General features: G+C 40.0%; 15 protein-coding genes. 6 read left to right on the forward strand and 9 right to left on the reverse strand.

The annotated features are described in order from the left end of the window. Positions 1-82: 82 nt before the first annotated feature. From EHS13_RS24340 to EHS13_RS24350, 3 genes are all read right to left on the reverse strand, one after another. Positions 83-2,512, reverse strand: coding sequence for a discoidin domain-containing protein (locus EHS13_RS24340; protein WP_155702876.1), 2,430 nt, complete (start codon positions 2,510-2,512; stop codon positions 83-85). A 93-nt stretch (positions 2,513-2,605) separates the two neighbouring features. Next, the gene (locus EHS13_RS24345) at positions 2,606-4,195 is read right to left on the reverse strand and encodes a response regulator (protein WP_162463239.1); all 1,590 of its coding nucleotides are present in this window, start codon (positions 4,193-4,195) and stop codon (positions 2,606-2,608) included. A gap of 4 nt (positions 4,196-4,199) precedes the next feature. Then, positions 4,200-5,993 carry a sensor histidine kinase gene (locus EHS13_RS24350; RefSeq protein WP_227013511.1) on the reverse strand — a complete coding sequence of 598 codons (1,794 nt, stop codon included), beginning with the start codon at positions 5,991-5,993 and terminating at the stop codon, positions 4,200-4,202. Between the two features lie 551 nt (positions 5,994-6,544). Between EHS13_RS24350 and EHS13_RS24355 the strand changes: the two genes are divergently transcribed. The 3 genes from EHS13_RS24355 to cydS are packed head-to-tail and all read left to right on the forward strand — an operon-like array spanning position 6,545 to position 9,026. Further along, positions 6,545-7,900 (forward strand): cytochrome ubiquinol oxidase subunit I, encoded by a 1,356-nt coding sequence (locus EHS13_RS24355; RefSeq protein WP_155702879.1) that lies wholly within the window; start codon positions 6,545-6,547, stop codon positions 7,898-7,900. After that, positions 7,897-8,922 carry a cytochrome d ubiquinol oxidase subunit II gene (locus EHS13_RS24360; RefSeq protein ID WP_155702880.1) on the forward strand — a complete coding sequence of 342 codons (1,026 nt, stop codon included), beginning with the start codon at positions 7,897-7,899 and terminating at the stop codon, positions 8,920-8,922. Before EHS13_RS24355 ends, EHS13_RS24360 begins: the two co-directional genes overlap by 4 nt. A 5-nt stretch (positions 8,923-8,927) precedes the next feature. Beyond that, complete coding sequence (cydS, locus tag EHS13_RS37615) at positions 8,928-9,026, forward strand: cytochrome bd oxidase small subunit CydS family protein (RefSeq protein WP_405083518.1); 99 nt, start codon at positions 8,928-8,930, stop codon at positions 9,024-9,026. A gap of 65 nt (positions 9,027-9,091) precedes the next feature. Here cydS and EHS13_RS24365 read toward each other — a convergent pair whose 3' ends face one another. Further along, on the reverse strand, positions 9,092-10,261 hold the full coding sequence (locus EHS13_RS24365) for a copper amine oxidase N-terminal domain-containing protein (RefSeq protein WP_162463240.1): 1,170 nt from the start codon (positions 10,259-10,261) through the stop codon (positions 9,092-9,094). A 203-nt stretch (positions 10,262-10,464) separates the two neighbouring features. On the opposite strand from EHS13_RS24365, the gene EHS13_RS24370 reads away from it, so the two are divergent. Continuing rightward, positions 10,465-12,270: a sensor histidine kinase gene (locus EHS13_RS24370; RefSeq protein WP_155702882.1), complete on the forward strand. Its 1,806-nt coding sequence runs from the start codon at positions 10,465-10,467 to the stop codon at positions 12,268-12,270. Positions 12,271-12,335: 65 nt separating this feature from the next. Further along, positions 12,336-14,162, forward strand: coding sequence for a hypothetical protein (locus EHS13_RS24375; protein WP_155702883.1), 1,827 nt, complete (start codon positions 12,336-12,338; stop codon positions 14,160-14,162). Positions 14,163-14,207: 45 nt separating this feature from the next. Here EHS13_RS24375 and EHS13_RS24380 read toward each other — a convergent pair whose 3' ends face one another. The 5 genes from EHS13_RS24380 to EHS13_RS24400 form a co-directional block, all read right to left on the reverse strand. After that, entirely contained in the window at positions 14,208-14,927 is a 720-nt protein-coding gene (locus EHS13_RS24380; RefSeq protein WP_155702884.1) for a response regulator transcription factor, read from the reverse strand. An 82-nt stretch (positions 14,928-15,009) separates the two neighbouring features. Next, positions 15,010-16,809, reverse strand: a complete 1,800-nt coding sequence (pnpS, locus tag EHS13_RS24385) for a two-component system histidine kinase PnpS (RefSeq protein ID WP_155702885.1) — start codon at positions 16,807-16,809, stop codon at positions 15,010-15,012. Between the two features lie 11 nt (positions 16,810-16,820). After that, positions 16,821-17,753 carry a DUF2920 family protein gene (locus EHS13_RS24390; RefSeq protein ID WP_155702886.1) on the reverse strand — a complete coding sequence of 311 codons (933 nt, stop codon included), beginning with the start codon at positions 17,751-17,753 and terminating at the stop codon, positions 16,821-16,823. A 100-nt stretch (positions 17,754-17,853) separates the two neighbouring features. Then, entirely contained in the window at positions 17,854-18,804 is a 951-nt protein-coding gene (locus tag EHS13_RS24395) for a bile acid:sodium symporter family protein (protein ID WP_155702887.1), read from the reverse strand. Between the two features lie 52 nt (positions 18,805-18,856). Beyond that, the gene (locus EHS13_RS24400) at positions 18,857-20,410 is read right to left on the reverse strand and encodes a fumarate hydratase (RefSeq protein ID WP_155702888.1); all 1,554 of its coding nucleotides are present in this window, start codon (positions 20,408-20,410) and stop codon (positions 18,857-18,859) included. 121 nt (positions 20,411-20,531) lie between these two features. Here EHS13_RS24400 and EHS13_RS24405 point away from each other — a divergent pair, with 121 nt between their 5' ends. Beyond that, positions 20,532-21,380 (forward strand): polysaccharide deacetylase family protein, encoded by an 849-nt coding sequence (locus EHS13_RS24405; protein WP_227013512.1) that lies wholly within the window; start codon positions 20,532-20,534, stop codon positions 21,378-21,380. The last annotated feature ends 2 nt before the right edge of the window (positions 21,381-21,382 follow it).

A 21,382-nucleotide genomic window follows, 5' to 3' on the forward strand; every position in this document is an offset into this window, starting at 1 on the left:
AAGTAACAACTTTATTGTAATCGTCTTGACAATTCATTAGAATGTGTTATTCGACACTTATTAGTGTTTTCTGACACGATTATTAATTATTGTATACTTCAAACTCCGCTATTGACGGGCAAGTATTATTGAGATCCGTCTGAACAGACGTTATATAAAGACGAATCTTGGAAGATGAAACCGACGAGAATGTAGCCGTTTTAGGGGAAGTTCCCATTAAATTGCCGGTATATGCATCGACCCAACTGCTGCCGTTCCAATACTGGATCTTATAGCCCGTAATACGGTTGAGAACCTGCTTGGTTATTACTTTATTGAACATTGTGCTCGCCCCGAAATCGATTTGCACCCATTGGCCAACTCCGGTAGCATCCGCTGCGTTCCATCGGGTGCTGATCGATTCGTCGTTCGCTTTCGCAGCATTTAAAGTGCTATCATTATTCCATACGCTTGATGCTGTCGCGACCCCATTCGGCGCCAAATTATTTGGTGCCGCATACACCTCAAACTCCGCTATTGACGGGCAAGTATTATTGGCATCAGTCTGAACAGACGTTACATAGAGACGAATCTTGGAAGTTGTAACAGACGTGAACGTATCCGATTTTGGGGAAGTTCCCATTAATCCACCGGTGTATGCATCTGCCCAACTGCTGCCGTTCCAATACTGGATCTTATAGCCTGTTATACGGTTGAGAACCTGCTTGGTTATCACTTTATTGACCGTTACGTTCGCTCCGAAATCGATTTGCAGCCATTGGCCAATTCCGGAAGCATCTGCCGCGTTCCACCGGGTGCTGGTCGATCCGTCGTTCGCTTTGGCAGCATTGAAAGTGCTATCGTTATTCCATACACTTGAAACTGTCGCGACTCCATTCAGCTTCGAAGGGGCTCCTTCGTCATACGTGGTTTCTCTGGATACGTAAAGCTTGTCAATCATCAGCCCAATTCCGTCATCTCCCGCGTCACGTTTAATTTCAAACGTATTCGTGCCATTGTTCAAATAATAAATCGCGCTATATTCTGTCCAATTTCTCCATGTTTTATAGCTCGCATCATTCCAAGAAAGCTTGTTGATCTGTTTGACTTTCCCACCGTTGACATAGACGCTCATCGGATTACCACTGGAATTGGTTGATGCATAGCGAAACTTGACAATGTGCCAACCTGTTCCGTTGATGTTGTTGACTGTGAATTTGACGCTTGAACCTGTATTGGAAAATCCTGTCGCATACCCGGTTCCTTGATAGGAAGAATAACTGTTGGCAGAAACAGCCCCTCCCAACAACTGCGCATTTTCCGCTTCATATGTATCAACGACACCTTCGGAAAAGTATACCGCATGGTACATGAGACCATAAGGGTAAATCGTGGGCGTACTGGAACCCGTAGACATCCACCACATTTTCTTTCCGTCTGAAGTGGTCCATTTGTTATTGGACAAAAAGCCCATAAGAGTACCCGGTTCGCCATGATCCAATTGTTTGGTCCACGGTCCCCAAGGGTGATCCGCTGTGAAAATTTGCAGCCTATATTGCCTGTTGGGAGGGGAGTTGTTCGGCATGAATACCGAATTGAGCGACATGACGTATTTCTCCAAACCAAAATTATATACAACTTGCCCTTCGTCGCAATCGCTTGGCGCTGATAGAATAGGGCCGCTGTTGTTGATATTATTGGACCAATTGGCAGTCAGCGCGCCATCGCCGCTCACATAATACTGAATGTCGTTTTTGTTGAGATCAGCAAGCTTATTGCGGGGAATGCGAGCCAAGTATACGTAATCCCCAAATAGTCCTTTAAGCGCATTGCTGTCACCAATAGCAGACGCATCCGATGTCGTCAAGTAGACATATTGGTCCGCATTGTCAACATTTGGAGTTTGTCCGCCTTTGCCATACTGTACAAAATTCGGATGCCCCCATTTGTCGTTCGGGAACATACTGTTGGCCTGATTATCCGGGGGCGCAGTATTGAGTTGCCCCAGATGATTGTACCAGTTCACACCGCCATCCGTAGATTTAATGATGCTGGCATTGACAAAGACTATCTGGCTATAATCATCATTCATCGCATGATTATAGTGCTGAACTTCATAGAGTACGCCGTCTACCTCGTATATACTGCTATGATAAGTTTGAGGCAGATTGGTTCCTATACTTCCGGGGTTCAAATTCGAGCCTTCAATGCTCAAAGGATCGGCATTAGGGTCCCCACTCAATTGTGCAATGCCCGTATTGCTATAGGTTCCATAATTGAAACCTTGACCATCGTCATGGGTCATATAGTATGTATTGTTAGATCCCCATGCACTATACCATGTGTCTCCCTGACTAGGCCCTGGGAGAGCGGTAATCCTGTTGTCGCCATGAATGCTGTTGTAATTGTAAACATCACCAAAAGCAGCAGCCGTCACCGCTAATCCTGAAGCATTGCTTACCTGTTTGCCACTTGCGAATGTCAGTACGCATAAAGCGATAAAACCAAACAACAACATATACATTTTTTTCATCCTAAACCTCCTGAAAGTAGAATATTTTTATTATATGCCAAAAAAAAACACACCCAAAGGTGTATTTCGCTACTTCTTTGTGTTTTTCGAGTTTTATTTTAAAGAATTCTCGTATTCGCTAGGCGGGAGGCCAAAACGCTTTTTGAAGCTTTTGCTGAAGTGAGTTGCGTCGCAAAATCCCACCATTTCCGAAATGGCAGCCACCCTAATGTTGCCCTTACCCAATAACTCTTTTGCCTTTTGCATGCGAATGTCTGTTATATAATCACCCACTGTTAAATTAAGGTCTTTTTTAAACACTTTGCGTAAATAACTAGAGGTTACAAACAATTTCTGCGCGATTTGCTCCACTCTCAAGTTGTTGTCGTTATAATTGATCTCAATATATTCTCTTGCGGAATCGATTAATTTTCTTGATTTCGTAAACTTATTTTTATTTGAAAATCCCATCACTTTAAGGTAAAGCTCTTCGACGTTGGAAAACGCTTCGTCCAAGGATTCTTTGTTTCTCAATTGTTTGCCTGGAGAAAAGTCTGAACCCAGAACATCTTCAATTTCATACCCATGTTCGGACAAATAGGACAAACAGATGGAAATGAGACCCATTATTACGGCATTCGTGTAATCGACAGACAATTGTTTATCCCGAATAAACTGAAATACCTCTTCCAGCCCTTTCTTTATCTCTTCCCAGTCCCTTAAGCGCAGGTTTATTCCCAACTTTTCATGGATGGCGCTCGAATAAAAGCCAATATTCTTGTACTCCAATTCTATCTCCGCATAACGGATTACCCTGCCGACACCGGCAATTACCTTGCTTTGCAGAGCTTCGAGGGACTCCATGTAAGAATCTCTAATCGCGGAAATTCCATATATTGGATTTCCAATACCGACCGTTACGGAGAATTTTAAATAATTCTTTACTTGAGTGCAAAGCCTGGTAAAGCAATCAAATCCCGATTGTTTGTCTTCGTGCCTGCGTTTGAACTCAAAAAGCACGATAATCCGACCCTCAGGACCGTAAAATAGAATTGGATTTTCTTCAGATTCCAAAATTTCAGCTGCTATATTGCAAACGGCATATTTCCAGAGGATGATTTCGTTTGCAGTTGTCCACTTTTGATACATATTGTCGATCTCGATCACAGCCACACAAAAAGTGAGCGAATTCACTCGAATACCGAAATTTTCCAAAGATTGTTTTGTTGTTTCGTCATTGCCCGTAGTCTCATTGCTAATAATCAGATTCAGTAGCCGTTCTTTCATAAATTGGTTATAATCCTTTTCGCTGCTTTTCTCAGCCTTCAGCCTGTCGAACCTCTCCTTGATCCGAATGAGAACCGTTAACAGCTCGTTTTTATCAAAAGGTTTTAAGATGTAGTCTTCCACTCCAATTTTGACTGCTCTTTTTGCATATTCGAATTCGCTGTGGCCGGTAATCAGGACAATTGCGATTCCAGGATATCTTTCCTTTATTGTTTGTGAGAGCTGAAGTCCGTCAATAACAGGCATATTGATATCGATTAAAGCGATATCCGGAACTATTTGTTCAATCCGCTCCAACGCCTCGATTCCGTCACTCGCTTCACCGCACAGCTCAAACCCATAAGACTCCCATGGGTACATTTTTTGCAAATATTTTCGAAATATCATCTCGTCATCTACAATCAAAATCTTATGCATGCGTTTATGCCTCCACAACATTTGCAGGAATGACAACCGTTATATCCGTACCTTTTCCAACTTCGCTTTTGATGGTCATACCGTAACTCTCTCCAAAATATAGCTTGATTCGCTCATCAACGTTCGTCAATCCGAATGTCGTCCGGTTTTCTTCCTGCTGTTTATAGGCTAATATCCTCTTGATTGTGTCCTCCGTCATCCCTACACCGTCATCGATAACTTTCAAAATGATCTTATCTTGATCCCGAAATGCTCTAATGATCAGTTTGCCAAAGCTCCTTTTCGGCTTAATTCCGTGATAGATTGCGTTTTCGACAAGAGGTTGAATCGTTAGCTTCGGAATTTTTTGCCCCACAATCGCTTCTTCCACTTCAATCTCAAAGTCAAAAACATTCGAATATCTGACTTTTTGAATATACAAATAATTTTTGACGTTCTCGATTTCTCGATCAATCGTAATAATGTCATGCCCTCTGCTTAGGGATACTCGGTAAAAATCGGCCAATGCTTTCGTTGCATCCCTGGCTTCTCTGCTTTCTCCCATGTCGCTTAACACATAGATCAAATCTAGGCAGTTATACAAAAAGTGAGGTTTGACCTGAGCCTGCATGAGAGCAAGCTCGTACTCCCTCTTTTTCTTCTGCTCGTCCTTCAAATTATCGATTAAATCCTTTATTCTGCTTACCATGTACTTGATTCTAGCAGCCAGAAGTCCCACCTCATCGCTAGAATCATTCTCATATTGGATATCCAGGTTTCCCTGGCGGATCGTATTTACACTTCGGGTTAGATTGACCAAGGGCTTAGCAATATATCGCGATAAAATACCTGCGGCAAGAAGTGCAAAAACAAGACAAACGATACCGATCACAATTACAATGATCGTAAGCTTTTTAGTATCTGCAGTTAACTCCTTCAATGGAATTTCGTTGACCAGCCGCCAGCCCATCTTCCGAAAAACCGTGCTGGTAACCAGCTTATTATTACCTGCTATTTTCAATCGCAAAGTATCCGTTTTACCCAAATAAATCCATTCTCTTAAAGTTTCATTCGGTTCTCGCTGTAGAAAATTCATCTTGCTCTGAGGCGACACAATAATGCCACTGTTATCAACAATGTAGTACCCGGTTTGCTTGCCTTGCACAGTCTTATCAAATATAGAAGAGAGGGTGCTTTCTTTCACGTTTAAAATCAGATAGCCCAACATTTCTTGTGTCGAAATATTGATAATCTTTTTACCAAGAGTGATAACTGGCTGTTTCGTATTTGAAACCAGATAGTCTCTAATCTGGACTGGAAACCAAATACTCGTACCGCTAGTCTTATCGATGCTCCTTAATAGGGGACTGATAAGCGCTTGCTCAAGCTCTCTCTCCAGATTGTCGTTTGTACTATAAATATAAGAGTTTGTATCGAGAAATGCGATAGATTCGACCTCTGGAAACACCATTAATGCAAAGTCTAACCGGCTACGAATTTGACCTCTAAACTCGTTTTTTTTAGATTCAAATTGTAGATCGTCTTTTGGATTCTGGAATAACTTTTCGTTTGCTTCATAAACATTATTCAACTCTCTCAAAACGATATTTGAACAACTTTCAGAGTTGTTTATTAGATTATTCATACGTGTAATAATAAGGTGGGATTCATCAATTGTATTCATAATGGTTTTATCAATGATTACTTCAGTAAAAACACGGTTGGATAAATACCCTACAATGAACAGCGGAACAATGATCAAAGGAATGTATACCATAAAAATTTTATTTCGAATCAACTGGTTTTTAAACCACGCCATGATGTTCAAAAGTGCTCCCCTCCATGTCCCCGGGATTTCAAATATTGCGACAAATGAAGCTCATACCCCTAGTCACAACGGAAAGCTTGGAAGCGACATCATAAACTTAACTTCCTTTATCCAGTTTGTCAAACTATACCTCACGATGTCGCAATTGAATTTGGGCGGAGTTTCAAAGCCGCTCGAATGATAGGCTGGTATTATACCGACGAGCCGCAATAATAGTAAAACAGCTGCCTAATCGAAGGCAGCTGTTTTTCTTATCCTCTGAAGAACTCCGTGAATTCTTGTTCAAATCGTCGTACCATGTGCGATTAAACAACTCTATTTTTCAGTAAAGATCTTTATTTACCAGTAAACAACTTTATTTGCCAGTAAAGATCTTTATTTTCCCTGATCACATTTATTTCACTCAGTCAATAAGTTGTAAAGATTTCGACAATAAGTCCTCACAACTTGTGAATTTTATTACATACTTTATCGATATACTAAAGTTAGGAATACAATTACGTTGGGTATAGAATTATAGTAGCAATAAGGAGTTGATTGATGTGCATTTTCCAAACGATCCAGAAACATTAAGTCGTATCCTCACAGGGCTAACCTTAGGATTCCATATTATTTATGCAACCGTTGGTGTAGGCGTTCCATTAATGATTGCTCTTGCTGAGTGGATGGGTATTCGACGCAAAGACAGTCATTACATTCTGTTGGCTAGGCGTTGGGCGAGAGGCTTCGTCATCACCGTTGCGGTCGGAGTCGTCACAGGTACGGCTATTGGTTTCATGTTAAGCTTACTTTGGCCAAGCTTTATGCAGATCGCAGGGCAGGCAATTGCTTTACCGTTATTCATGGAAACCTTTGCGTTCTTCTTCGAAGCCATTTTTCTGGGAATTTACCTGTACACTTGGGATCGATTCAAAAAACAAACGACTCATTTCTTATTAGTAATTCCGGTGGTTATCGGTTCATCAGCATCAGCATTTTTCATCACAACCGTTAATGCTTTCATGAATACACCACAGGGCTTCACATTAAAAGACAATCGAATCACGGATATTAATCCGCTGAAAGCCATGTTTAACCCTGCCACACCAACCGAAGTGTCCCATGTATTAACATCATCTTACATGACTTCAGCTTACATTCTTGCTGCGATAGCTGCTTTCTCATTACTGCGCAGAAAAGATCATGTCTATTATAAGAAAGCTTTAAAGCTAACTATGGTTGCAGCGTTAGTATTTTCCTTTGCCACTGCTGCTGTAGGCGATCTTTCAGGTAAATTCTTAGCCAAATATCAGCCAGAGAAGCTGGCTGCCGCTGAATGGCATTTTGAAACAAAGGCTTATGCACCACTTGTGATCGGCGGCTTTCTTGATAAGAATAACGAGATTAGGTTCGGGCTGAAAATCCCCTACGCTTTAAGTATTCTAGCGCATGATAAGCCAAGTGGTGTCGTCAAAGGACTAAATGATTATCCAGTGGATGAACGCCCTCCATTATTTGTCCATTACTTATTTGATGGGATGGTTTCCATTGGTGTTTTCTTGATCATTATCGCTGTGCTTTATAATCTTGCTTTTATCTGGCGTAAATGGAGTCCTTACAATCGTTTATTGCTGCGCGGTATTCTCTGGGGAGGACCGTTGGCAATGCTTGCCATTGAATGTGGTTGGATTTATGCAGAAATCGGCCGTCAGCCTTGGATTTTACGTGGTTATATGAAGACATCCCAAGGTGCAACAACCTCTGATCATGTTGGTTTAATCTTGATTGTATTTGCTTCCTTGTATGTAGTACTAGGCTTCACCTCTGTTAAAATACTGCGAAAGCTATTTCGTAATCATCCTGCTGAAGAGGAACTCGCCCATCTTGAAGCAAACGCTGGAAAAGAGGTGCGTTTATGACCTATCAGCTGCTAGGAATTACAGTGCTTTGGATTTTCTTATTTGGTTATATGATCGTAGCATCGATTGATTTTGGTGCTGGTTTCTTTAGCTACTATAGTACCCTTACCGGTAAAAAGAGTCTCATTCATGGGGTCATCGAACGATATCTCTCGCCTGTATGGGAGGTCACTAATGTTTTTCTTGTCTTCTTTATGGTCGGGATTGTTGGTTTCTTCCCTGATTCAGCCTATTACTTAGGCACTTCACTTCTACTTCCCGGCAGCTTCGCAATAGTATTATTAGCAATCCGCGGTTCTTATTACGCTTTTAGTAATTATGGCAGCAAGGATAATAAATTTTATTTGTTCCTCTATGGTGCGAGTGGTTTGTTAATTCCAGCATCCTTATCTACTGTGTTAACCATCTCTGAAGGTGGCTTTATTGAAGTCACTGGTGGAAAAGTTAAGCTGTTATATGGCACATTATTTACAAGCCCGTATTCTTGGGCTGTTGTGCTTCTAGCACTTGTAAGTGTTTTGTATATTTCCGCAACCTTCTTAACCTATTATGCTGCAAAAGCCAAGGATTTATCAGCCCTAACCGTTTTACGTAAATATGCCTTGGCTTGGAGTATGCCAACAATCTTTGCTAGTTTGCTTGTATTCTTCGCTATTCAGAAGCATAATCCTGAGCATTTCCAAAGCATGCTCGACTACTCTTGGATGTTTGTGCTCTCACTGCTTTGTTTTATCGGGGCTTTTTACTTGATTTGGCGGGAGCGCAGCTACGGTTGGGCCTTTCTCTTAGTTATGATCCAATTTGCGCTCGCCTTTTTCGGGTATGGTGTCTCCCATTTACCAAGCATTATTTATCCCTATATTCACCTATATGATAATTTTACTAATCGGACTATGGCTCTATATCTTATCGGCGCTTTTCTTGCAGGACTGCTCCTGCTTATTCCTTCGATTTACTTGATTATGCGTTTATTCTTATTTAATGCTTCTTATGTTGAAGGTACAAAACCCAAGAAAGGATGATGAACATGGAACACTTTCTAATCATGATTGCACCAGAATTGGTTGTTGTTCTCTCAGTTGCTATTTTGTTTATTTGGGGTGCTAGAGGAAAAGAACGCATATAATCTCCAAATAATAAAAGCTCACTGGTAGAAGTTAATCTTCCCAGTGAGCTTTTTAATTTCATTAATTACAGATATTCTATCGTTAAATTGTCTTCATTCGTGATTTTCCATTCACCCTCGTTACTCTTCTTCAATGTAACCACACTATCTGCGTTCATATCTGGGAAATCTAAGCCGTTTTTTTTGTGAATGTGAGCCATATAATAAACTTTCGCTTCCCCGTCTGAGCCTTTAATTATTTTAATATTGCTGTAGTTGACCTCGAATTCATTTGCTGGTGCACCCTGTTGAAAATCGATCATCGCCTGATCTAAATTAGGAAAGCTGGCATCATAGGTAGATTTTAATCCAGCTACGTCCCATTTTACAGACATGTCTCTATTCTTCTCAATCACAGCTAGAATCAGCTTTTGATTGTCAGAGGAGGTAGTCACTGCTTCTTCCTTTTTAAAGTCTTCTTTTAAATAATCTATTTTTAAATCCTTGGAATCAGCAATTTTCCATTCTCCATTAACTTTATTTAAATTCATAAGCATGTAGGTACGATTATCTTCAAATGTGGGTCCCGCTATTTTTGTCGTTTTCAGAGTTACCTTAACAGAGGCAGTTGCTTTTTCCAGCGTGATTATCTCTACATTTTCCAATTCATAGTTGAGATCATAGGTCGTATTATTTGATTCAAAATTAACTTTTGTTTGCTCTAAATCTATCACTATTGGATCATAGGTAGATAATGCTCCTTCAACATCCTCAGCATTTATATAAGCGTTATTAAGTGCTGTTGTATAAATGACTTGCTCCGCTGTTGTAGCTACATACACTGTCCTTTTTCTGCCGTCCCAGCTAACATCACGCCCCGAAGCTTCACCAAGAAAACGTATTGGAACCATGGTAACACCATTAATAATCTTGGGAGCAACGGTTAGCTGCTTTTTCACACCATTAACTATGACTGTTTTATTGCCTATCGAAAGTTCAATGTTTAGATCCTTTGAAGTACCTTTTACTGTTTTTGTTGCAGCATTCCAATTAATCGTTAAACCAAGTGTCTCAAATACAGGTTTAAACTGAGCAAGTGTTGAACCGTTGTCAAGCAATGGGTTGACACTAAAACTGATTATCTTACCATCTAAGAATACATCAATTGGTTTCGTTTGATCTGCAGCAAATACATTTGCAATCGGAAAAGTTAATAACAAAACAAGTATTAAACCAAATAAAAAGCCTTTTCTCATACCGATCTCTCCCATCTAGATGTAATTTCATCCTATGATTACCTATAAGATTTAAACACATATAAGAAGTCTGTGCAACCCATATCACTCAATTGGATAATAAAGGATGAACCTCAAAAACAATAAATAGCATTTAAAATTGAAGTAACTTATAATATCGTTTACAGGTAAAAAGTGCTACATTACATAGAATTCTGAAAATAATGTCGAGAACAAAGTTATGTACAATCCAACATGAGATGGGGTTTATTGTGGAAAGAGGTTCGAAGGTTTTTATTTACACGATTGTTGCTGCACTGATTATTTCTATTAATAATGTGTTTTTTTATGTTATCCTCAAGAACTCCTTGGAAAGCAATCATCAAAGGGAAGTCGCTTCCATTGCAACTCAAATTAAAGAAAGCATTGAACAATCCCGGATAGGCGCTACTCTCTATGAAGATATGATTGGAGAGAAACTACGTTCAGCTGCAATTGCTGCTGAGTCTGCACTGCCGTCAAGAATTATTGATGTTTCCAATAGTCAATTGGAAAGCCTTAGAGATCTCTTACTGGTGGATCATATTTCTTTAATGAAGCGAACGACTGATAATATAATCATCCAAAAGGCAACCGACCCCAAAGAGATTAATCTGGAAGCCAAAACATGGGGACTCTGGTATAAAGCTTTTAATCAATTATTCGATAATCATAATGTAACAAAAGGATGGGGCCAATCTTTACCCAATTTCTGGTCAGGCCCTTATGAAGTTGCCAGCAATGATAAAAAAACCATATACAAATGGGGTTATTATTATGATGGCAAAACAGACTATATTATTTCCCCTTATGTTAATGACGAGAAATTCAGAGTCTATCAACAAACAACTGGCATTGATGCGATTATTAATAACGTTTTGAGCGCTTATCCTACATTAAATGAGATAACGGGCATCAACCCTGCAACCTTTGAAAAAACGATAAAAGCCGCTCCTAAAGATAAGCATATTGAATTGGTTTATCGCCCTTATTTTTTTGGAACCTACACCTATAACAACGAAGATCAAGATATCGCTTATGTTAATGAAGCCGTGAAAACTAAAAAGACAACTGTTTATAGAGCAGATATCAAAGATAAGCATATCGAAAAAACATTCATACCCATTTCCACAGATCGAATGTCAGATGCCATCGGGCTTGATCCGAATGATGGAAATGATCGATTTCAGGATACCTACATCTTATGTATTGTTACGGATTATAAACTGATTGAAAGTAAGCTGCAGAAGCAATTTTTCACACTATTGAGTATCGTTATCATTGTATCCATAGGCTGTTTTATTCTCTTGTTCTTCGTTATTCGCAGATTAAACCGTTCAAAGGATAAAGTCATTCAACAAACCTCAGAAATTTATACCGAAGAAGTTAATCAAATGTTCCTTAATATTCGCGGACAAAGGCATGATTTCCTTAATCAAGTCAATGTTATCTATGGATTGGTAAAAATGAAGAAGTTTGATCAATTGCAAAGCTATACCCATAATCTAATTGGGGAAATTGAGTCTGTTAATGATATTATCCAAATTGATCAGCCCGAAATAGCAGCGCTTATTCAAGCCAAACTAGTAACAGCTATTCAGCGAAAAATTCAGTTCACACATGACTTCCCTTCTCTTGGCCATATTATGACAAGCTCTAAAACAGCTGACTTGGTGCGAATGTTCGGTAATCTAATCGATAATGCATTTGAAGAAGTTCACACTTTGGAGCCTGAAGAACATTGGGTATCTTGTAAAGGTTGGATAGATGGGAATCGATTCTATTTCCTGATAACAAACCCTATTAACCGATCGCTAACGTCAACTGAGCAAGCTCAAATTTTCAATAGCGGATTCACCACTAAAGTGGGAATGCACTCTGGTTTAGGTTTAGCCATTACTCAAAGTCTGCTTAACAACTATAAAGGAGAAATCACTGTAGAAACTGAAAATCATACCATTACTTTTCAAATTTCGATTCCAATTAACTAATAACTAACAACTTCTTCTTGAATATTGCGTCTATTACTTAAATGGTAAAAAAGGGAAGTGGCGTTTTGAAAAGAATGTTTATATTTGTGTTGTTTGTATTGGGTTTGGTATTCCTTGTAAGCTGTGATTCTTCAGCTATTTCCTTACCTACTGAAACGAAGGAAAGTATTGTTTCTACTGCTACACCACTTATTACTCATGCTTCTACACCGCTTCCAAGTATTGCTGCAACACCATTCTCAGAACCATTAATGACCGAAAATTTAGTTGAGCTGTTTGTAGGGCAAGAAAGAAAGGATGGCTCTGGCTCCATTGGGGAAGCACCTTATAATAATGATCATACTGGTTTGCATACCCAGCCGCTGCATTTAGCCTTTCATGATTACAAATTATATTTGTTCTTCTCTTTTAAAAAGAGTTCTTCGGAAGTTCTAGATGCTTTATTAAAGCAAATTAAAGTTAGCTCTGGAGTACAATTCGAAATAAATCCAACCGATACAAATGCGAGAAATGAAGTACGGTATAAAATGGATATTGGAGAGTTCGATCAAACCATGACCATGCAATTTGGCAATACACCGGAGATTTTCATTTTTAAAGCAAAACCGATTCAAATAAGTCTTGCAGACGCTAGTTCAGATACACCTAATTTGTTTTTCACTGGATTACCTATGGGATTAAATTTGCTAGCCTCTGATAATCAAACCATAACATTCGTTTTCTCAGAACCCATTGATCCAGCATTCAATTCTGTTCTACCTAACATAGGTGAATGGACAGATGATAGCCATTATACAATAAAGCTAAGTCGTGATTCATTTACTGATTCTCCACGCATAATTTTCAATTTAAAATCACAGAGAGGCAACAGATTGAAGGAGGTGGACAGCTACTTAAATATTCGCTTTTTCAAGGAAAGGTCTTGGTTTAATGGCGGCACTAACAAAGAAATTGTAGAAGGTCCTAGATTCCGTTTTTACGACAATTTTATTTATTCACCTGATAAATCCAGCTATGTTGCTAATACTTATCTAGAGGGTGCTTTTGGTGATGAAGGTGGTGGATATTACGGACTCGTACTGGAACATCGCAAAAAACCTGCTGTTATTCTTGAAACTGCTAATCATATCGCGGGTTTCCCTCCCAAATTACAAGTATATTGGTTGGATAATCATCGTTTAATCTATAACTCCAACGGTAAAATTCAATTATATAATGTGACGAGTAAGCTAAAAACAGAACTAATTCTTATGCCAGACCCTCAAAAGGGGTATATTAATAATTTTACCTACGATCCTTTTCAGAAAAAGCTGCATGTGATGTGGATTAAATTTGATGAGAATGGAGAACTTGGCCTAGCCCAATTAACTCACAGTCTTTATGATATCGCAGCTGATCATGTCAAGCTGATTGCAGAAGAGCCCTACAAATCTGAAAGCATAGAAGAGTATAAATATCAAATATTGAGCCTATCCATGCAACCTGTAAAAAACGGTTTTTACTGGACAAAGGTCAATAAAGGCAGCATCTCGACTGAATATATAGGTAACAATGGAGTGAAGGATCAAGCGAAGGGAAGAATAGTTGGGGTAAGTGCGCAAGGAGTATATTTACTAGATGAGCCTGCGTACGGTAAAGAAGGTCATGATGAGGCCAACAAGCGCAAGCTTTATTATTGGAAGCCTGGTACTGCACCGCAGCAAATTCTTCTACCTGATAACCTTGGTTACCTGAAAGCATTCGGACAAAGCCTCTCCGCTCAAAGCTTTGAAAATACCAATCTAAATTTCCGTTTCGAATTGAAAACCAACAAGTGGTTTCCGCTTAATAAGGAAGAAACCACTACTACAGTCCCTTACCAAGATTCGATGGCGATTTATCAGCAAGGATAAGGATAAACAAAACCCGCTCATACACAAAGAGCGGGTTTTGTTTATTTATTTAGGTTTATTACTCGTCGTAACCAGCTTATAGCCAACTCCACGAATCGAATCAATTTGCACGGATTGCTGATTCATCTCTAGCTTCTTACGCAGCGAGCTGACATGTACATCTACTGTCCTTTGCCCGCCGATGTAATCGAAGCCCCAAACAATATTCATTAGATCATCACGGGTGACTACAACGCCTGGTCGTTGAACTAGATACAGCAGCACCTCAAATTCCTTCGGACGCAGCGAGATCGATTCTTCATTAAGCACGACCTCGTACTTCTCTGGATAAATCTTCAGATCACCGGCTGCAATAACTTTTTCACCACTGGCATTCTTATCGAACAACGATTCATCGGCTTGGGTACGCCGCAAAACAGCAGCTACACGGGCAAGCAGCTCTGCAACTCCAAATGGCTTAGTAATATAATCATCGGCACCATATTTCAGGCCTTGCACAACTTCTTCTTCTGCATTTCGAGCTGTAAGTATAATAATAGGCGTCTTAAGGCCTTTTTGTCGTAGCTTAGAGAGGATTTCAAATCCATTCATTCCAGGCAGCATAATATCTAGAATAATTAAATCAAAAGTTGCTTGAGCAGCAGCCTGATATCCATCCCAGCCGTGATCAATCACTTTGATTTCATAACCTTCTTGCGTTAAATTATAGGACAATAGACGAGCTAGCGTTGGTTCGTCTTCGACAATTAAAATTTTCTGCGACATAAGCTACCTCGATATCTAATAAAGTCTTTGATCCAATCATATCATGGAATTGTAAACGCAATGTTAATGTTTTGTAAAGGAATTAATAAATTACAGGTAAATCAATTAAAAATTTAGTGCCAATACCAACTTCACTTTCAACCTGTATCGTCCCTTTGTGCAATTCCACGAGATGCTTAACAATGGATAATCCCAATCCAGTCCCACCGGAGATACGGGATCTAGCTTTATCTACCCTATAAAAACGTTCAAAGATGCGCGGTAAATCCTTTTTTGGGATCCCTATCCCGCTATCCGAAATCGTCAAACGTATACGTTCATACTCATTATCACGATCGGTTGGGCTATGCAATGCCTCTATTTTCACCTTTACCTTACCGCCGTCTGGAGTATAACTTATGCCATTGGAGAGTAAATTAATTAGGATTTGTCCCAGACGATCCTCATCCGCTTCAATATAGATGTCTTCTTCTACATGCATTTCAAGTGAGATATGCTTCTTTTCCGCTTCTGGCCTCATCATGTGCAGGGTACGCTCCACCAAGGAACGCATTTCCACAGGTGAAAACTGCAATGGAATTCGTTTCGATTCAATCTTCGAAAGCTCGAGAATATCACCAATCAATCGATTTAAGCGCTCACTCTCATCAAAAATGATCTGCAGAAAGGATTTAGCAATTTCTTTATCGTCCAATGCTCCCGCCAATAATGTTTCAGCAAAGCCTTTTACGGCTGTAATTGGTGTTTTCAATTCATGAGATACATTAGCAACAAATTCGCTGCGCATCCGCTCTAATCTACGAACTGCCGTAATGTTATGAAGTACAATCAAAACTCCAGCCCATTCTTCATCTGATTGTGACATTGGGGTAACATTAACCTCAAGGATCCGTTCCTCTGGGAAATAAAATATCATTTCGTCTCGGATATGCTCACAAGACTCAATACATTCGCGAATTAGTTTCGTCAATTCGAATTGCTGCTTAGCTTCATCATATTTTTTACCTAGTAGCTCTTCAGCGGTAAAACCAAGGAAATCCTCAGCAGATCGGTTCATCAAGACTATCCGCCCATCACGGTCAATCATGACTACGCCGCTCATCATATTTTCAAGCACGCTTTTGAGTCGGCTTTCATCCTCTTGGATCCGATTCATTTGCAGCTGCAGGCTATCTGCCATTGTGTTAATAGCTTCTCCAAGTAGTCCAATTTCATCTTTTTTGCGAATCGTAACCCGTGAGCGATAGTTCATATGTGTTATTTGATGCGCCACTCGTGTTATTTTTTCCAATGGCCTGGTTAAATTATGTGCAATTCTGTAGCTAATTAATGCCGCGATAATGAACAACACTGACAAACCGAGTAGAAGCAGCACCCACAGCTGACGAACGGAATGATCGACTGTTTCCAATGTCATTGCCATGCGAATAAACCCTATTTGCGAGTTATCATCTTTAACCGCAACTGCTACATAGAGCATTTGCTCATTTAGAGTATCACTCAATCTCATCTCTGAACCGCTGCCGCTTTTCACCGCTTCTGCTATCTCAGCACGGTTTAGATGATTATCCATCGAGCTCGGTTCATGATCTGAATCACCCAACACTTTGCCAGCTTTGCTAATAAAGGTAATTCGGGCTTGAAGTGTTGATTTTAATTTTTTTGCTTGCTCATCATAGTAAGCAGTCAGCTCCTGCTCCGAGCCCACTTTATGAAGATCCGTCACCGCTTGGATAACGGCAATTTCATGTAGCGTACTATCCTCTAAGAAAACAATGTACTTATTTTCCGACAGCTTAGCTGTAAATATACCTGCAACAAGCATCGATAAACCTAACAAGATTATGAAAATAAGTGTTAATCGCACACGAAATTTACTCATAGGTCCCCCATCTATTTTTTGAAAACGGGTATTTCATTGCTATAGTCAATGCTAAATTTCCCAATGTTCACCTGTGGTAATGCCATTGAATGATCTAAACCAAATTTTCGTTCATGCATAGTATAGTCAAAAAGCTGTAAATAGTCAGCATCCCCATGTAAATCAGATTTGAATATTATTCCATCTGCACTCTCTATTCTCACATGTAAACATTTCTTAATAGAATTACAAAACTTCTTTTTCTCTGCAGCATCTACTATGTGATCCTTTACCCATTGAAATGTAACTATTGAGCATTTGTTTTCATAATTTTCATAGAGCATATTAAGATCAATAAGCTCTCTCTTCATTCTAAGTGATTTCCTTTTAACAATATAATTAAAATCTATTTTCTCTTGCTTTCCATCCTTGTTAATAACATTCAAATACCTTGTATGTGTATCCTCTAAGTATACGGGGTATAGATAGCCTGCATTATCAATTAAAAGGCTAAATAGTTCAGGCGCATAAACATTGCAAAGGTGGCCGAGATATGCCCCATGTGAATTTCCGTAAGCAATTATTTTTTTAGTATTAAAGCTCAGATTATTATCTTTTAATATAGCTGCTACCATTAGTAAAGCTGTAAGATTATCTAAAGCTTGCATAACCGACATATCGTTAAAATTCTGAGTAGTCTCCCCTAAAACTTCAAGCTGCATAAATTCAAATCCAAAATAATCACATTGAACACAAACTAGATTGTATTCATCCGCAAACTTTCTCCGCATTTTTTTATAAACCTTTGATTCAGCATGTCCACCATATCCAGCAATTAAGAGCAACATGCCCGTGTTCTCATTTACCCCAGCTTCGGGCTCTGAAAAATAAATTTTAAATTCTCGAGATTCGCCTGTATATATATTGGGATGTCCCGCTGCTATGAAATCATATTCTTTAGCCAATTTGCCACTCCTTATCTTGTAAGTCCTTATTACTGCATTAGTAAATTCATAGTCAGTCCAATGCCCCTATAGTAACCCGCCCCGCTGTGAAAATCTATATTTACTTTTTCTTAATAATCCACTGTACTAAGGACGCGAAGGGCTGTTGTATCAGAATTGAGAGCAGGACTGGAACAGCTGCCCGTGCTTCAAAAAAACTCAGTGCCAATACAATACCCAATGAATTATTACGCATCCCTGTTGTATATACCATTGTAATGGGCAGCGAATTATTCGACTGCAGCCTCGCTATCAGCATTCCTAATCCATAGCATACCCCAACTAACACAAGCACCGCCGGAAAAATATATAGCATATCCTGCTTCACCTGCATCGCAATCGGTCGAATAGTTGCTGCGTTGAGCAGAATGACACCAAGAAAAGCTAGCTTGGAAGTTGGAGCTGAAATCGGCTCAGACCAAGGCTTCGCTTTAGCTCGACTCATCACATTAATTCCAATCCCGACAAGTGTAGGTATCACAATTATGATTACCAGATCTAGCATCATTTTTAGGTGGTCAAACTGGATATGGGCACCAAAAAACAACGAGATCTCACCTGGAACTACAAATGGACTAAGCGCAGAATCCAGAATAATCACAGCAAGAGCGAACGTTACATTGCCATTGGATAGTCCTACCCAGAGGACTGAGGAAACACCTAAAGGTATTATTGCAAATAACACAAGTCCAATAAGATAGGGAGACTCTGCACCGAATATTAATATGCCCATACCATAGGCAATTAATGGGGCTACCACATGAGAAGCGATCAGTACCAGCAGCATTGCATAACGCATTTGCAGCGCTTGTTTAATTTGTGTCCAGCTGCAGCCAAGCGCCATAATAAAAGTAACATAGGCGAACAGATACGGAATCGCCCCGTTAAAGCGATAAAGCAACCAAGAAAAAACAAATCCAAGTACCAATGATACTAGGATTAGAATGAACAGATATTGATCAAGCTTTGCTCCAAATCGCAAGCCCCAGCTTTTATTTAATGTTGCTTTCATCTGACTCGGAGCACTTCCTTAATGAACGATAAATGGCTGCTGGTACTATTATTTATTTAAATACAGGCTCTTTAAAGCCTTTTAGCTTTTCAAGCGAGCTTTTCTCTACCTCAGCATGCAAGCTGTTCCCATGTGAATCCATAGTTACAATAGCTGCAAAACCTTCCGTTTGCAAATGCCACATAGCTTCGGGAATTCCCCATTCCATAAAGTCTACGCCTTCCACTTTTTTCAGACATTTGGCATAATATTGGGCTGCCCCGCCAATCGCATTCAGATATACGCCACCATGCTCCTGAAGCGCTGCTAAGGTTTTTGCACCCATACCGCCTTTTCCGATAACTGCACGGATTCCGAACTTTTTCATTATCTCGCCTTGGTAAGGCTCTTCACGAATACTAGTCGTTGGACCTGCTGCCTTGACATGCCATTCTCCCTGATCATCCTTCATCATGACGGGACCACAGTGATAAATAACGGAACCATTCAAATCAACAGGGCAATCATGATCCATCATATATTTATGAAAGGCATCACGTCCGGTGTGCATCATGCCATTAATCACAACAACATCCCCAACGCGCAACTCACGAATCTGCGCTTCTGTAATAGGTGTTTGCAGGATTACCTCGCGCCCTGTAACAGGTGCTGCTTCTGCAACAATCGCTTCTACTCCTGAAGCTCCTGCCTCTTCCATTGAAACCTCTGAACCGCCTTGATAGATCCACTCCTGAATACTTCCACTCTCGGCATCTAATACAACGCCTTGGCGACGGTAAGCCCAGCAGTTGTATGCAACAGAAACAAAATAGCTGGCAGGCAAGCGATTAATCACGCCAATTTTGCAGCCTAGTAGTGTCACTTGGCCGCCAAAGCCCATTGTGCCAATTCCTAATTTATTAGCATTCTCCATGATATAATCTTCTAGATTGCTTAGTTCAACATTCGGATTAATGTCCTCGACATGACGGAACAATTGATGCTTAGCTAACTCATAGCCCGTTGTCCGATCTCCACCGACTCCTACGCCAATAAACCCTGCGCCGCAGCCTTGACCTTGTGCTTGATAGACAGCATGCATGATACATTTGCGGATGCCATCCAAATCACGCCCTGCTTTACCTACTCCTTCAAGCTCTGCTGGAAGACTGTATTGAATGTTCTTATTCTCACAGCCGCCGCCTTTCAGAATAAGTCGAGCATCAATAGTGTCCTTCTCCCACTGCTCAAAATGGATGACAGGCGTGCCTGGCCCCACATTGTCGCCGCTGTTTGCACCAGTTAAGGAATCTACGGAATTTTCACGCAGCTTGCCTTCTTTGGTTGCTTGTTTAACGGCTTCGATAATCTGTTTCTTCATGATAATTTGGTTAGCTCCAACAGGTACATGTATAATGAAGGTTAGCATGCCGGTATCCTGACAAATTGGAGAGACATTATGCTCTGCCATAATTATGTTATCTGCTATGGTCGATAAAGAAAGTGCTGCACGAGTGCCTTGATCCTCTAACACACGCGCTTGATTAATCACCTTTCTTACATCTCCAGGCAGGTTTGTCGAAGTTTCGACAATAAGCTGATAAATGCTTTCTTGAAATTGCTGCATACCACTTAAAACTCCTCTCGTAATTCAAACTATGTTACATTAGATTATAAGATTAACTTAACCGCACAGTAAAGCACGAAAAAATATAATCTTTGGGCAAACCTTAAGGAGAATCTATACCATGCAAACATTGATAAAAACGGGGATGATTGTAATCATTGGCATATCCCTTTTGCTTTTTTCATTAAATCTCTTCAAGACTAATATTGTGTATAAGGACCAGATCGCTGTTCTCATGTACCATCATATCTATGATCAAGACATCAGCTCCAGCACGATTACAACCAAGCTCTTTCGCGATCAGCTTACTTTACTTAAAAATAAAGGCTACCAATTTATATCTTTACAGCAAATGAAAGAGTTCCTGGATGGTGCGCCAATTCCTAAAAAAGCTGTGCTGGTCACCTTCGATGACGGCTATGAAAGCTTTTATAATAATGCCTATCCCATTCTCAAAGAAATGTCGATTCCTGCTGTTAATTTTATCATAACTGGATCACTAGAGCATCCCCAACAGGATATCCCGAAGAAAATGTCACGTGAGCAAATCAAAGCTATGTTAAGTGATTCCTCATTAATTGAGGTCCAATGCCATACGGATTCTTTGCACTTTAAAAACCCATTAGGAAAAGCAATGCTTGTCGGGCATCTTTCCGCAGACGGCAAGCCTGAAACGGACGAGCAATATAAACATCGAATCGTTAGCGATACACAATCTTGCATATCAAAGCTAAATCCGCTAAACCCAGCACCAGTCGATACATTGGCATATCCTTACGGCATTTATAACCACGAAGCCGTTGACGACATTCAAGAAGCAGGCATTAAGTACGCTTTTACGATCCTGACCAAAATGACAACTCGTCAAGCCGATCATCTTCGTATACCGCGGATTAACGCCGGAAGTCCAGATATCACACCAGCAATACTAGAGAAATCAATTCTGCGAAGCATTATCCCCATTAAATAATG

This window comes from Paenibacillus psychroresistens (assembly GCF_009728935.1).
GTDB classification, from domain to species: domain Bacteria; phylum Bacillota; class Bacilli; order Paenibacillales; family NBRC-103111; genus Paenibacillus_AC; species Paenibacillus_AC psychroresistens.